Origin of the sequence: Xenophilus sp., assembly GCF_044462705.1 — a bacterium.
Taxonomy (GTDB): Bacteria; Pseudomonadota; Gammaproteobacteria; order Burkholderiales; family Burkholderiaceae_C; genus Xenophilus; species Xenophilus azovorans.
Genome location: NZ_JBIQNC010000001.1, coordinates 20,645 through 33,539 on the forward strand (window position 1 = coordinate 20,645; position 12,895 = coordinate 33,539).

At 69.5% G+C, this 12,895-nt stretch carries 9 protein-coding genes; 2 read left to right on the forward strand and 7 right to left on the reverse strand.

The features are described from left to right. Window positions 1-16: 16 nt before the first annotated feature. Both ACIY1X_RS00100 and ACIY1X_RS00105 read right to left on the reverse strand, forming a co-directional pair. Window positions 17-2,887 (reverse strand): 2-oxoglutarate dehydrogenase E1 component, encoded by a 2,871-nt coding sequence (locus ACIY1X_RS00100; RefSeq protein ID WP_399677067.1) that lies wholly within the window; start codon window positions 2,885-2,887, stop codon window positions 17-19. 257 nt (window positions 2,888-3,144) lie between these two features. Then, window positions 3,145-5,439, reverse strand: coding sequence for a propionate--CoA ligase (locus ACIY1X_RS00105; RefSeq protein WP_399677068.1), 2,295 nt, complete (start codon window positions 5,437-5,439; stop codon window positions 3,145-3,147). Between ACIY1X_RS00105 and ACIY1X_RS00110 the strand changes: the two genes are divergently transcribed. Beyond that, entirely contained in the window at window positions 5,438-6,139 is a 702-nt protein-coding gene (locus ACIY1X_RS00110; protein WP_399677069.1) for a Crp/Fnr family transcriptional regulator, read from the forward strand. The two genes, ACIY1X_RS00105 and ACIY1X_RS00110, sit on opposite strands and share 2 nt — an antisense overlap. On the opposite strand, the gene ACIY1X_RS00115 is transcribed toward ACIY1X_RS00110, so the two are convergent. Continuing rightward, window positions 6,121-6,729 carry an isochorismatase family protein gene (locus ACIY1X_RS00115; protein ID WP_399677070.1) on the reverse strand — a complete coding sequence of 203 codons (609 nt, stop codon included), beginning with the start codon at window positions 6,727-6,729 and terminating at the stop codon, window positions 6,121-6,123. The genes ACIY1X_RS00110 and ACIY1X_RS00115 overlap by 19 nt on opposite strands. Window positions 6,730-6,773: 44 nt before the next feature. Beyond that, window positions 6,774-7,907, reverse strand: a complete 1,134-nt coding sequence (locus ACIY1X_RS00120; RefSeq protein WP_399677071.1) for a PQQ-dependent sugar dehydrogenase — start codon at window positions 7,905-7,907, stop codon at window positions 6,774-6,776. A gap of 219 nt (window positions 7,908-8,126) precedes the next feature. Between ACIY1X_RS00120 and ACIY1X_RS00125 the strand changes: the two genes are divergently transcribed. Next, on the forward strand, window positions 8,127-8,660 hold the full coding sequence (locus ACIY1X_RS00125; RefSeq protein ID WP_399677073.1) for a C40 family peptidase: 534 nt from the start codon (window positions 8,127-8,129) through the stop codon (window positions 8,658-8,660). 90 nt (window positions 8,661-8,750) lie between these two features. Here the strand turns inward: ACIY1X_RS00125 and lpdA are convergent, their stop codons facing one another. From lpdA to aceF, 3 genes are read right to left on the reverse strand one after another with little or no spacing between them, the layout of a single operon-like run. Then, on the reverse strand, window positions 8,751-10,580 hold the full coding sequence (gene lpdA / locus ACIY1X_RS00130) for a dihydrolipoyl dehydrogenase (protein ID WP_399677074.1): 1,830 nt from the start codon (window positions 10,578-10,580) through the stop codon (window positions 8,751-8,753). 46 nt (window positions 10,581-10,626) lie between these two features. Then, the gene (locus ACIY1X_RS00135; RefSeq protein WP_399677075.1) at window positions 10,627-11,217 is read right to left on the reverse strand and encodes an MFS transporter; all 591 of its coding nucleotides are present in this window, start codon (window positions 11,215-11,217) and stop codon (window positions 10,627-10,629) included. Window positions 11,218-11,232: 15 nt separating this feature from the next. Then, window positions 11,233-12,891 (reverse strand): dihydrolipoyllysine-residue acetyltransferase, encoded by a 1,659-nt coding sequence (gene aceF, locus ACIY1X_RS00140; RefSeq protein WP_399677076.1) that lies wholly within the window; start codon window positions 12,889-12,891, stop codon window positions 11,233-11,235. Window positions 12,892-12,895 lie beyond the last annotated feature (4 nt).

Here is a 12,895-nt window from a genome sequence, read left to right on the forward strand (position 1 = left end):
CTCCGACAGGTCTTCCTTACTTGGTGAGCACGAAACCCTTCAGCTTGCCGAAGGCGCCGTCGACCAGCGCCTTCTGCTGTTCCTGGTGCAGGTGCGAGTAACCCACCGCCGGCGAGGCGGAGGCCGCACGGCCGGCGTAGCCCAGCTTCTGGCCCTCGAGCATGTTCTCGTGGATGTAGTGCTGCACGAAGAACCAGGCGCCCTGGTTCTGCGGCTCGTCCTGGCACCACACCACGTCGACGGCGTTGGGGTACTTCTTCAGTTCGGCGCCGAAGGCCTTGTGCGGGAAGGGATAGAGCTGTTCCACGCGAAGGATCGCGACGTCGTCAGTGCCCTTTTCCTCGCGCTTCTTGGCCAGGTCGTAGTAGACCTTGCCCGAGCAGGCGATCACGCGCTTGACCTTCTCGGCCTTGAGCGCCTTGCTGTCGGGAATGACCGTCTGGAAGCCGCCCTTGATGAACTCCGACAGCGGCGAGGTCGCGTCCTTGTTCCGCAGCAGCGACTTGGGCGTCATGATCACCAGCGGCTTGCGCAGGTTGCGCACCTGCTGGCGGCGCAGCACGTGGAAGATCTGGCTGGCCGTGGTGGGCTGCACGATCTGCATGTTGGCGTCGGCGGCCAGCTGCATGAAGCGCTCCAGGCGCGCCGAGCTGTGCTCCGGGCCCTGCCCCTCGTAGCCGTGCGGCAGCATCAGCGTGATGCCGTTGACGCGGCCCCACTTCACTTCGCCCGAGGCGATGAACTGGTCGATCACCACCTGCGCGCCATTGGCGAAGTCGCCGAACTGGGCTTCCCAGATCACCAGCGTGCTGGGGTCGTTGGAGGCATAGCCGTATTCGAAGGCCAGCACCGCCTCTTCCGAGAGGATGGAGTCGATGACGACGAACGGCGCCTGGTTCTCGGCCACGTTCGACAGCGGCACGTAGGTGCCCACGTCGAACTTCTCGCGGTTCTGGTCGTGCAGCACGGCGTGGCGGTGGGTGAAGGTGCCGCGGCCGCAGTCCTCGCCCGACAGGCGCACGCCGTAGCCGCTGGCCACCAGCGAGGCGAAGGCCATGTGCTCACCCATGCCCCAGTCCACGTTGATCTCGCCGCGACCCATCGCGGCGCGGTCGTCGAGCACCTTCTTGACCAGCGGGTGCACGGTGAAGCCCTCGGGCACCGTGGTGATCTTCTCGGCCAGGCGCTTCCACTCGGCCAGCGGGATGGCCGTCTCGGCGGCGTCGGTCCACTTCTTGTTGAGGAAGGGGCTCCAGTCGACCGCGTACTTGCTCTTGAAGTTGGTCAGCACCGGATCGACCGTGTGCTTGCCCGCGTCCATCGCAGCCCGGTAGGCCTTGACCATGTCGTCGCCCAGCGTCTCGCCCAGGCCCTGCGCCGCCAGCTTGTCGGCGTAGAGCTTGCGGGTGCCCGGATGCTTGGCGATCTTCTTGTACATCAGCGGCTGGGTGAGCGCGGGCGTGTCCTGCTCGTTGTGGCCCAGCTTGCGGAAGCAGACGATGTCCACCACCACGTCCTTGTTGAACTCCTGGCGGAACTCGAGGGCGAGCTGCGTGCACAGCACCACCGCCTCGGGGTCGTCGCCGTTCACGTGCAGCACCGGCGCCTCGATCATCTTGACGATGTCGGAGCAGTACAGCGTGGAGCGCGAATCGCGCGGGTCGCTGGTGGTGAAGCCGATCTGGTTGTTGATGACGATGTGCACCGTGCCGCCGGTGTAGTAGCCGCGCGTCTCGGCCAGCGCCAGCGTCTCCATCACCACGCCCTGGCCGGCGAAGGCGGCGTCGCCATGCACCAGCACCGGCAGCACCGAGTCGCCCTCGGCGTCGCCGCGGCGGTCCATGCGGGCGCGCACCGAGCCCTCGACCACCGGGTTGACGATCTCCAGGTGCGAGGGGTTGAAGGCCAGCGACAGGTGGACCGGGCCGCCGGGCGTGCTCACGTCGGAGCTGAAGCCCTGGTGGTACTTCACGTCGCCGCTGGGCAGGTCCTCGGGGGCGGTGTGGTCGAACTCGGAGAACAGGTCCTTGGGCGCCTTGCCCAGGGAGTTGACCAGCACGTTCAGGCGGCCGCGGTGGGCCATGCCGATCACGATCTCCTGCACGCCCTTCTCGCCGGCGCGGTTGATCAGCTCGTCCATCGAGACGATGAAGCTCTCGCCGCCTTCGAGCGAGAAGCGCTTCTGGCCGACGTACTTGGTGTGCAGGAAGCGCTCCAGGCCCTCGGCCGCTGTCAGGCGCTCCAGCACGTGCTTCTTCTGCTCGGTGCTCAGCTTGGGGTTGGTGCGGGCGCTTTCGAGCTTCTGCTGCCACCAGCGCTTCTGCGTCTGGTCGGTGGTGTACATGTACTCGGCGCCGATGGTGCCGCAGTAGGTCTCGCGCAGCGCGTTCAGCAGGTCGCGCAGGGACATCGTGTCCTTGCCGAAGAAGGTGTTGCTGGTGTTGAACACCGTCTCCATGTCGCCGTCGGTGAAGCCGTAGAACGAAGGCTCCAGCTCGGGGATGGCGGGGCGCTCGGTGCGCTTGAGGGGATCGAGGTCGGCCCAGCGGGCGCCGACGTTGCGGTAGGCGGCGATCAGCTGCTGGACGGCGGTGCGCTGGCGGCCCAGTTCGGAGTCGGCGCCGTTGGCCTGCACCACCTTGGCGGTGCCCTGCTTGGCACGCTCGGCAAAGGCGTTGATGACCGGCTGGTGGGGAACGTCCTTGGCGTCGCTGCCGTCCGTGGCAGGCACGTGCTGCAGGGCGTCGAAGTAGGAGCGCCAGTTGTCGGGCACGCTGCCCGGGTTGGCGAGGTAGTTCTCGTACATCTCCTCGACATAGGGCGCGTTGCCGCCGAAGAGGTACGAATTGCCTTGATAGGCGGTGTAGATGGACGGGGAATCACTCATGTTCCGCTGACCTCCGCTTCCCTTCAGGAAGCATTAGCTGGTTAGAAAAACCTTCCGCGACACGGCTGAACCGGTTGGCGGATGCGACTGTGGCTGGGAAGGGCCTGAGTACCTTCGCATTGTGCCACGTCAAATGGATGACGGCCGCCCCTCGGAACGCAGGCGCGGCGCGAATCCCGTCTTTCCGCCGGGAAGAAAGGGCATTCTTGGCACGTGCGCCCGCCAGGACAAGCGGGCCGGACCCGAACACGGGCCGCTCAGCCGGCCGTCACCAGGGCCCGGATGGCCTGCAGCGTGCCGGGGTCGTCGATGGTGGTCAGGTCGCCCGGGTCGCGCTGCTCGCAAACGGCCTGGATGGCGCGGCGCAGCAGCTTGCCGCTGCGCGTCTTGGGCAGGCCGGCCACGAAGCGCACCCGCGCCGGCCGGGCCAGGGCGCCGAGCCGCTCGGACACGGCCTGCATGATCTCGCCCTCCAGCTTCAGCGCCTCGGCCGCGTCGCCGGCGGCGCCGCCGGCCTTGGGCACGACGAAGGCCATCGCCACCTGGCCCTTGAGCGGGTCGGCCACGCCCACCACGGCCACCTCGGCCACGTTGGGGTGGCCGGAGATGGCCTCCTCGATCTCGCGCGTGCCCAGGCGGTGGCCGGCCACGTTGATCACGTCGTCGGTGCGGCCCAGGATGTAGTAGTAGCCGTCCTCGTCGCGGATGCCCCAGTCGAAGGTGGAATACACCAGCTTGCCCGGGATGCTCTTCCAGTAGGTCTGGACGAAGCGCTCGTCGTCGCGCCACACGGTCTGCATGAAGCCCGGCGGCGTCGGCCCCTCGATGGCGACCACGCCCTTCTCGCCCGGGGCGGTCAGCTCCTCGCCGGTGGCCTCGTGCAGGATCTTCACCTTGTAGCCGTACATCGGCACGCCGGGGCTGCCGAAGCGGGGCGCCTTGGGCTCCACCGCATTGGCCAGGGTGAGGATCGGCCAACCGGACTCGGTCTGCCAGTAGTTGTCGATGATGGGCACGCCCAGGCCATCGCTGATCCAGCGCGCGGTGGGCTCGTCCAGCGGCTCGCCGGCCAGGAACAGCGAGCGCAGGCTGGCGAGGTCGTACTTCTTCAGCAGCGCCGGTTCCTGCTTCTTGAGCACGCGCACCGCCGTCGGCGCGCTGAACATGACGGTGACCCTGTACTTCTCGACGAGCTGCCACCAGATGCCGCCGTTGGGCTGGCGGTCCAGGCCCTGGGTCGGCAGGCCCTCGTACACCAGCGTCGCCATGCCGGCCAGCAGCGGCCCGTAGACGATGTAGCTGTGGCCCACCACCCAGCCGATGTCGCTGGTGGAGAAGTAGGTCTCCCCGGGCCGGCCGTCGAAGATGTGCTTCATGCTGGCCGCCAGCGCCACCGCGTAGCCGCCCACGTCGCGCTGCACGCCCTTGGGCTTGCCGGTGGTGCCGCTGGTGTAGATGGTGTAGCTGATGTCCGTGGCCTCCAGCCAGGCGCAGGGCACCTCGGCACCGGCATGGCGGGCGAGCAGGTCGGCCGCCAGGTGGTCGCGGCCCGCGGTCAGTTCCATGGGCGCCAGCGCCCGGTCCACCAGCAGCACCGCCGGCGGCTTGTGGGCGGACAGTCGGATCGCCTCGTCCAGCAGCGGCTTGTAGGGGATCACCTTGCCGCCGCGCGAGCCGGCGTCGGCGCTGACCACCACCTTCGGCTCGGCATCCTCGATGCGCGAGGCCAGCGAGGCGCTGGCGAAGCCGCCGAACACGACGCAGTGGACGGCGCCGATGCGCGCGCAGGCCAGCATGGCGAACACCGCCTCGGGGATCATCGGCATGTAGATCAGCACCCGGTCGCCGCGGCCCGCGCCCAGCGCCATCAGGCCGGCGGCCATGCGCTGCACCTCGGCATGCAGTTCGCGGAAGGTCCAGGTGCGCTCGGCGCCGGTCTCGGTCGAGACGCCGATCAGCGCCGGCTGGTCGCCGCGCGCGGCCAGGTGGCGGTCGACCGCGTTGTGGCACAGGTTGGTCTGCCCGCCGACGAACCAGCGGTAGAAGGGCGGGCGGGCGGCGTCGAGGATCTGCCGGGGCGGCACGTGCCAGTCGATCAGCTGCGCCTGCTCGGCCCAGAAGGCCTCGGGCTCCTCGATGGAGCGGCGGTAGAAGTCCTCGAATCGGGTGCTCATGGCTGTCTCCTGGCAGCGCAGGGCCGCCTTGTGCTTTTCGGATCGGGGGCGGAGGAGCGCCGCCAGGGGCGCCACCGCATGCGGCCCATTATGGAAGGCGGCCTTGCGCATGTCTGACATGGCGCACGCGCCACCCGCATCACGGCCGCCACGGGCCCGACCCTTGAGATGGCTCAAACCCGCGGCCGCCGGCTCTTGGCAGATTCGCAGCATCCCTCTTTCCCTTTGCCTTGCCAACCTGCAGGAGTCTCCGTCGATGCCGCCGGCCTTGTCCCCCGCACCGCGCCCGCCGTCCCCCGGGCCGGCCTGCGCGCGTCCCCGGCCCCCCGCGGCCGCGCCCGGGACGGGCCTGCGCGCCGATGCGCAATTGCTGCGCATGGCCTTCGCCCCGTCCGGCCTGCGGCAGGCGAGCCTGGAGCGGCTGGCCGCGGCGCTGCAGCCGCACCTGCTGCCGCCGGGCCTGGTCCGCGGCGCCCCGCCGGCCTTCCCGCCGGCCTGGTGGCTGGTGGCCGAAGGCCGCATCGTGGTGGGCCGGCCAGGCGAGGACGGCGGCCTGGTGGAGAACCGCATCGTCGAGCGCGGCCAGTGGTTCGACATCGCCGGCGCCTGGCTGGACTCGGCCTGGATCGAGTCGGCCACCTGCCCGGTGCCGGTGACACTGCTGGCCCTGCCGCTGCAGACGCTGATCGCCTGCGCCCAGGCCGATGCCGCGCTGCTGCACGCGATGGGCCGCGTGATGGCCGAGCGCGTGCGCGAGCTGACCGAGGGCCGCCACGAACTCGCGACCAAGGATGTGCTCAGCCGCCTGGCGCTGTGGCTGCTGCGCCAGCCCAGCCAGCCGGGGCCGGACCACGCGCCGGCGATCCACCTGCCGGTGCAGAAGCGCTCCATCGCGCAGCAGCTGGTGATGGCGCAGGCGACGCTGTCGCGCAGCTTCCGCCGCCTGGCGGAGCTGGGCTGCATCGAGGTGGCCGGCTACACGGTGATCGTGCGCGACGTGGAGGCGCTGCGCAGCCTGGCCGGCGAGCCGCCGCTGCTGGCCGGCCCCGTGCCGGGGCGTCAGCGGATGAGTGCCTGAAGCGCCTTGAAGGCCGGGTGCTCGGCGCTGCGCAGCCACTCGAAGCCGACCATCTCCGTCGTCACCAGCTCGGCGCCCGCGCCGGCCAGCCGGTCGAAGGCGGCGTCGCGGTTGCGCTCGGTGCGCGAACCGCAGGCGTCGGTGACGACCCAGACCTCGAACTCGTCCTCCAGCAGCTCCAGCGCCGTCTGCAGCAGGCACACATGCGCCTCGCAGCCGGCGATCACGATACTCTCGCGCGCCGCCGGCGCGGCGGCCGCGCGTTCCTTCTGCAGGTGGCGCGGCAGGCTGCGCGCGTTGCCCTGCGGCGCGCGGGCCGGGGGGCGCAGCCAGTCGGCCAAGCCCTCGGCCACGGCGCTGAAATGCATCTTGGGCAGCGTGCGGCGGCACAGGGCGCGCAGTTCGGGCGCGTTCTCGCCGAGCCGGGCCGGGTTCTGCTCGGTGCCGAACGCGGGCACCTCGGCCAGTTGCGCCAGCTTCGCCAGCCGCACGGCGTTGGCCAGCACGGCCTCGCCCTGGTGGATGGCGGGCATGAGGCGGGCCTGGTAGTCGACCAGCACGAGCTGGGAGGAGGAAGCGTCGAGCAGCATGGCTGCCATTGTCTCCGCGATCGGGCCCGCGGCGGCCGCACGCTTCAGCGCGGCACGAGGCGGATCAGCTTGCCGTCCTGCGCGTCGGTCAGCACGTAGAGCAGGCCGTCGGGCCCCTGGCGCACGTCGCGGATGCGCTCGCGGCCGGCCTCCAGCAGCTTGTGCTCGGCCGTCACCTTGTCGCCCGCGAGCTCGATGCGGTCCAGGTAGCCGAACTTGAGCGAGCCGACGAAGAGGTTGCCCTTCCAGGCCGGCCCGTAGCGGTCGCTGGTGAGGAAGGCCATGCCCGAGGGCGCGATGGACGGCACCCAGTACTTGAGCGGCTGTTCCATGCCCGCCTTGGCGGTGATGCCTTCGCCGATGGCGCCACCGCCGTAGTTCTCGCCGTAGGTGATCACCGGCCAGCCGTGGTTGCGGCCGGGCTGCGGCCGGTTGATCTCGTCGCCGCCCTGCGGGCCGTGCTCGTGCATCCACAGCCGGCCGTCCGGCCCGAGCGTCGCGCCCTGGCTGTTGCGGTGGCCATAGCTCCAGATTTCCGGCAGCGCGCCGGCGCGGCCGACGAAGGGGTTGTCCTTCGGAACGCTGCCGTCCTTGCCCACGCGCACGACCTTGCCCAGGTGGTTGTCCAGCGTCTGTGCATCCTCCTTGCGGCTGAAGCGGTCGCCCAGCGTGAGGAAGAGCGTGCCGTCACGCCCTTCCACGATGCGGCAGCCGAAGTGGTTGCGGCTGGCCACCTTGGGCTGCTGGCGGAAGATGACCTGCCCCCCCTCCAGCCGTCGCAGGTCGTCGGACAGCCGAGCGCGCGCCAGCGCGGTGCCGTTGGCGCGGCCGGCCGCATCCGGCTCCGAGAAACACAGGTACAGCGTGCGGTTGCGGGCGAATTCGCTGTCCGTCGCCACGTCGAGCAGGCCGCCCTGCCCGCCCGCGGCCACCGCCGGCACGCCGGCGACGGGCTCGCCCAGCCGGCCGTCGGCCTCGACCACCCGCAGCCGCCCGGGCCGCTCGGTGACCAGGAAGCGCTGTTCCGGCAGGAAGGCCACGGCCCAGGGGTGTTCCAGCCCCGCGGCCACCACCTGCGGCTGCGGCTGGGCCTGCGCCTGGGCCGAAACCGACGCACCGAGCACCAGCAGGGCCCAGGCGATGTTTCGCCCCAGCGATCGCGCCTTGGAAGTTGTCATCTCTTGCCACCCGTTGCACACAGAAAGGAACACTTTGCACCTCATTTCCGTGACACCTGTGTCTTGCCCATGCATGACCAAAGGCAATTTAGATCGCACCTGTTACAACTTTAATTTTGCTGCACTGCAGAAAATCTTTTTGATTCAAAGAGTTATGCAGGATTTCGAATGTAACTTCCAAATTGACATGATTCAGTGTCATCAATATCCTACGCGCCCATGCGCCGAATCCCCCTCTCCCTGCTCGCCTTCGTCCTGGCCGCCTCCGCCCACGCAGCCCCGACCGACGAGACGGAGGGAATTCAGGCCCGCCCCGGGCTGATGGACCGCATCGAGCACGTGCGCCATTCGGTCAGCGACCGTACTTCGGAACTGGTGCTCAGCGCCATGGGCTTCCTGGGCGTACCCTACCGCCGCGGCGGCAACAGCGTCGAGACGGGCTTCGACTGCAGCGGCTTCGTGCGCGCGATGTACGACAAGTCGGTGGGCAAGCTGCTGCCGCGCCGCGCCGAGGAGCAGGCGGCCGCCACCGAGAAGATCGACCGCAGCGAGCTTCGTCCGGGCGACCTGGTGTTCTTCAACACCATGCGCCGCGCCTTCAGCCATGTCGGCATCTACATCGGCGACGGCAAGTTCATCCACTCGCCGCGCACGGGCGCCGAGGTGCGCGTGGAAAGCATGAACGTGAGCTACTGGCAGCGCCGCTTCAATGGCGCGCGGCGGGTCATCGAGGACGGCGCGTCGGGCGAATAAGCCCTCCGCCCTTTCCACCGGGCCTGCAAGGCCCATAAAAAATCCCGCCGTCGGCGGGATTTTTCGTTGGGTGCGCGTCGCGCAGGACGCTCAGCCCTTCTTCTGCGGCGGCAGGTCCGTGCAGGTGCCGTGCGCCACTTCCGCCGCCATGCCGATGGATTCGCCCAGCGTGGGGTGCGGGTGGATGGTCTTGCCGATATCGATCTCGTCGGCACCCATCTCGATGGCCAGGGCGATCTCGCCGATCATGTCGCCGGCATGCGTGCCGACGATGCCGCCGCCCAGGATGCGGTGCGTCTGGGCGTCGAACAGCAGCTTGGTGAAGCCCTCGTCGCGCGTGTTGGCGATGGCGCGGCCCGACGCGGTCCACGGGAAGTGCCCCTTCTTGACCTTGATGCCCTCGGCCTTGGCCTGGTCCTCGGTGAGGCCCACCCACGCCACCTCGGGGTCGGTATAGGCCACGCTGGGGATCACGCGGGCGTTGAAGGCGGCGCTCGCCAGTTCCCGGTCGCCCTTCTGCTCGCCGGCGATGACCTCCGCCGCCACGTGCGCCTCGTGCACCGCCTTGTGCGCCAGCATCGGCTGGCCGACGATGTCGCCGATGGCGAAGATGTTCGGCACGTTGGTGCGCATCTGGACGTCCACCGGGATGAAGCCGCGGTCGGTCACCGCGACGCCGGCCTTCTCGGCGCCGATCTTCTTGCCGTTGGGGCTGCGGCCCACCGCCTGCAGCACCAGGTCGTAGACCTGCGGCTCCTTGGGCGCGTTGGCGCCCTCGAACATGACCTTGATGCCTTCCTTGGTCGCCTCGGCGCCGACGGTCTTGGTCGAGGTCATGATGTTGTCGAAGCGCGGCGCGTTCATCTTCTGCCAGACCTTGACCAGGTCGCGGTCGGCGCCCTGCATCAGGCCGTCGAGCATCTCGACCACGTCCAGCCGCGCGCCGAGCGTGGAGTACACCGTGCCCATCTCCAGGCCGATGATGCCGCCGCCCAGGATCAGCATGCGCTTGGGGTCGGTCGCCAGTTCGAGCGCGCCGGTGGAATCGACCACGCGCGGGTCGTCCTTGGGCATGAAGGGCAGGCTCACCGCCTGCGAGCCGGCCGCGATGATGGCATTGCGGAACTTGACGACCTTCTTGCTGCCGGTCGTCTGGGAACCGTCGCCGGTCGTCTCGTCGACTTCCAGGTGGTAGGGGTCGAGGAAGGTGCCGACGCCGCGCACGGTCGTGACCTTGCGCATCTTCGCCATCGCCGCCAGGCCGCCGGTGAGCTTGCCCACCACCTTGTTCTTGTGCGCCAGCAGCTTGGCGCGGTCCACCTTGGGCGCGCCGAAGTCGACGCCGAGATCGGCGAAGTGCTTGACCTCGTCCATCACCGCGGCGACGTGCAGCAGCGCCTTGGAGGGGATGCAGCCCACGTTCAGGCAGACGCCGCCCAGCGTGGCGTAGCGCTCGACCAGCACGGTCTTCATACCGAGGTCGGCGCTGCGGAAGGCGGCCGAGTAGCCGCCGGGGCCGGCGCCGAGCACCAGCGTGTCGCATTCGATGTCGACCTTGCCGGCGTAGCTGCCAGCCGGCGCAGGCGCGCGGGCGGGCGCGGGCGCCGGAGCGGATGCCGCCGGCGCCGGGCTGGCGGCCGGCGCGGGGGCCGCCGGCGCCGGCGCGGCGACAGCGGCGCCTTCGGCCGCTTCCACCGTCAGCACCACCGAGCCCTCGCTGACCTTGTCGCCCACGTTGACGGCGACCGACTTGACCACGCCCGCATGGCTGGACGGGATCTCCATCGATGCCTTGTCGGACTCCACGGTGATCAGCGACTGCTCGACCGCGATGGTGTCGCCGGGCTTGACCAGCACCTCGATCACCGCGACGTCCTTGAAGTCGCCGATGTCCGGCACCTTGACCTGTTGCTCGCTCATGCGTGTCCCCTTGTCGAATTGGCTGTGAATGGATCGGCGGCCGGACTCAGGCGCCCGCCTTCAGTTTGAGGGTGATGATCTCCAGCGGCCCGGCCGTGCTGCGGTCGAACTCGCAGCCCGCCGCCAGCCCCGCCTCGGCCACCTCGCGCGCGCTGCGCGCCCGCTCGTAGGCCGCGTGCATCGCGCCCAGCGCGAAGCTGCGGCCCGAGCCGATGCTCCAGAACGTCTTGAACTCGAACACCTCGCGGTAGCTGTAGACGCCGTAGATGCCGCTCGCGTTGGCCAGCAGCAGGCTGAACTGGCTGGACTCGTAGGGATCGTGGTCCTCCTCCTTGGTCTGGAGGAAGAACGTCTCCTTGAGCACCGGGTGCAGCTTGGTGAAGGTGAGGAACACTTCGTCCTTGCTGCCCAGCCGCAGTTCGGCCTTCGGCATGGCCGCCAGGGCATGACGCAGCACCGGGAAGTGCGCGATCGAGCCCGAGGCGGCGAAGACGCTGCGGCCGTTCGCGCCCTCGACGGTGAACAGCTTGCGGTTGTCCTCCGAGCGGTGCGTCAGGCGCGTGTCCCCGAAGGTCACCAGCGTGTCGGCACCGATCGCCACCTGGCCGCCCTTGCGAACGACCACCACGGTTGTCATGGCGCGACCGGCGTGTCAGAGCACGATGCGACGGTAGTCCGCCAGCAACTGGCCCAGGTAGGCATTGAAGCGCGCCGCCGCGGCGCCGTCGATGACACGGTGGTCGTACGACAGCGACAGCGGCAGCACCAGGCGCGGCACGAACTGCTTGCCGTCCCACACCGGCTTGGTCTGGCCCTTGGACAGGCCCAGGATCGCCACCTCCGGCGCGTTGATGATCGGCGTGAAGTGCGTGCCGCCGATGCCGCCCAGCGAGCTGATGGAGAAGCACCCGCCGCTCATGTCGGCCGCGCCCAGCTTGCCGTCGCGCGCCTTCTTGGCGAGCTCGCCCATCTCCTTGCTGATCTGCAGGATGCCCTTCTTGTCGGCGTCCTTGAGCACCGGCACCACCAGCCCGTTGGGCGTGTCGGCCGCGAAGCCGACGTGGAAGTACTGCTTGTAGACGAGGGTGTCGCCGTCCAGGCTGGTGTTGAACTCGGGGAACTTCTTCAGCGCCGCGACCACGGCCTTGATGACGAAGGCCAGCATGGTCACCTTGACGCCGGACTTCTCGTTCTCCTTGTTGGTGGAGACGCGGAAGGCCTCCAGCTCGGTGATGTCCGCCTCGTCGTTGTTGGTGACGTGCGGGATCATCACCCAGTTGCGCGCCAGGTTGGCGCCGCTGATCTTCTTGATGCGCGACAGGTCCTTGCGCTCGACCGGGCCGAACTTGGCGAAGTCGACCTTGGGCCACGGCAGCAGATCGAGGCCGGCGCCGGAGCCGCCCGCCGGCGCCTTGGCCGCCTGGGCCTGGGTCTGCGCGGCGCCGCTCATGACAGCCTGGGTGAACTTCTGGACGTCCTCCTGCGTGATGCGGCCCTTGAGGCCGGAGCCCTTGACCTCTTCCAGCGGCACGCCGAGCTCGCGGGCAAACTTGCGCACGGACGGCGAGGCATGGGGCAGCGCCCCGCTGGGCGCCTTGGTCGGGTCGTGCGGTGCGGCGGCAGCCGGCGTGGCCGCCGGTGCGCTCGCCGTCGCCGCAGCGGGCGCCGGTGCCGGCGCGGCCTGGGGCGCGGCGGCGGCAGGTGCCGGTGCGGCGGACGCGGCGCCGGCCACGCCTTCGAGCACCAACACCACCGAGCCCTCGCTCACCTTGTCGCCGACGCTGACCTTCACTTCCTTGACGACGCCGGCGGCCGACGACGGGATCTCCATCGAGGCCTTGTCCGACTCCACCGTGATCAGCGACTGCTCGACCTGCACCGTGTCACCGGGCTTGACCAGCACCTCGATCACCGCGACTTCCTTGAAGTCGCCGATGTCCGGCACCTTCACCTCGACCGGCCCGGAGGCGGCCGCCGGCGCGGGCGCGGGTGCCGCGCTCGCGGGCGCCGGGGCCGGCGCGGCGGGCGCAGGCGCCTCGGCCGCGGGGGCTGGGGCCGGTGCCGCGCCGCCGCCCTCGCCTTCCAGGATCACCACCAGCGAACCTTCATTCACCTTGTCGCCGACATTGACCTTCACTTCCTTGACGACGCCGGCGGCCGACGACGGGATCTCCATCGACGCCTTGTCCGACTCCACCGTGATCAGCGACTGCTCGGCCTGCACCGTGTCGCCGGGCTTGACCAGCACCTCGATCACCGCGACGTCCTTGAAATCGCCGATGTCCGGCACCTTCACTTCGACTGCTGCCATGTCT

Bases quoted from the DNA above. Each gene is read 5' to 3' on its own strand.
- ACIY1X_RS00105 (WP_399677068.1), bottom strand. From the start codon at position 5,439: ATGCGCAGCAATTGCGCATCGGCGCGCAGGCCCGTCCCGGGCGCGGCC.
- aceF (WP_399677076.1), bottom strand. From the start codon at position 12,891: ATGGCAGCAGTCGAAGTGAAGGTGCCGGACATCGGCGATTTCAAGGAC.
- ACIY1X_RS00100 (WP_399677067.1), bottom strand. From the start codon at position 2,887: ATGAGTGATTCCCCGTCCATCTACACCGCCTATCAAGGCAATTCGTAC.
- ACIY1X_RS00110 (WP_399677069.1), top strand. From the start codon at position 5,438: ATGGCCTTCGCCCCGTCCGGCCTGCGGCAGGCGAGCCTGGAGCGGCTG.
- ACIY1X_RS00120 (WP_399677071.1), bottom strand. From the start codon at position 7,907: ATGACAACTTCCAAGGCGCGATCGCTGGGGCGAAACATCGCCTGGGCC.
- ACIY1X_RS00135 (WP_399677075.1), bottom strand. From the start codon at position 11,217: ATGACAACCGTGGTGGTCGTTCGCAAGGGCGGCCAGGTGGCGATCGGT.
- lpdA (WP_399677074.1), bottom strand. From the start codon at position 10,580: ATGAGCGAGCAACAGGTCAAGGTGCCGGACATCGGCGACTTCAAGGAC.
- ACIY1X_RS00115 (WP_399677070.1), bottom strand. From the start codon at position 6,729: ATGCTGCTCGACGCTTCCTCCTCCCAGCTCGTGCTGGTCGACTACCAG.
- ACIY1X_RS00125 (WP_399677073.1), top strand. From the start codon at position 8,127: ATGCGCCGAATCCCCCTCTCCCTGCTCGCCTTCGTCCTGGCCGCCTCC.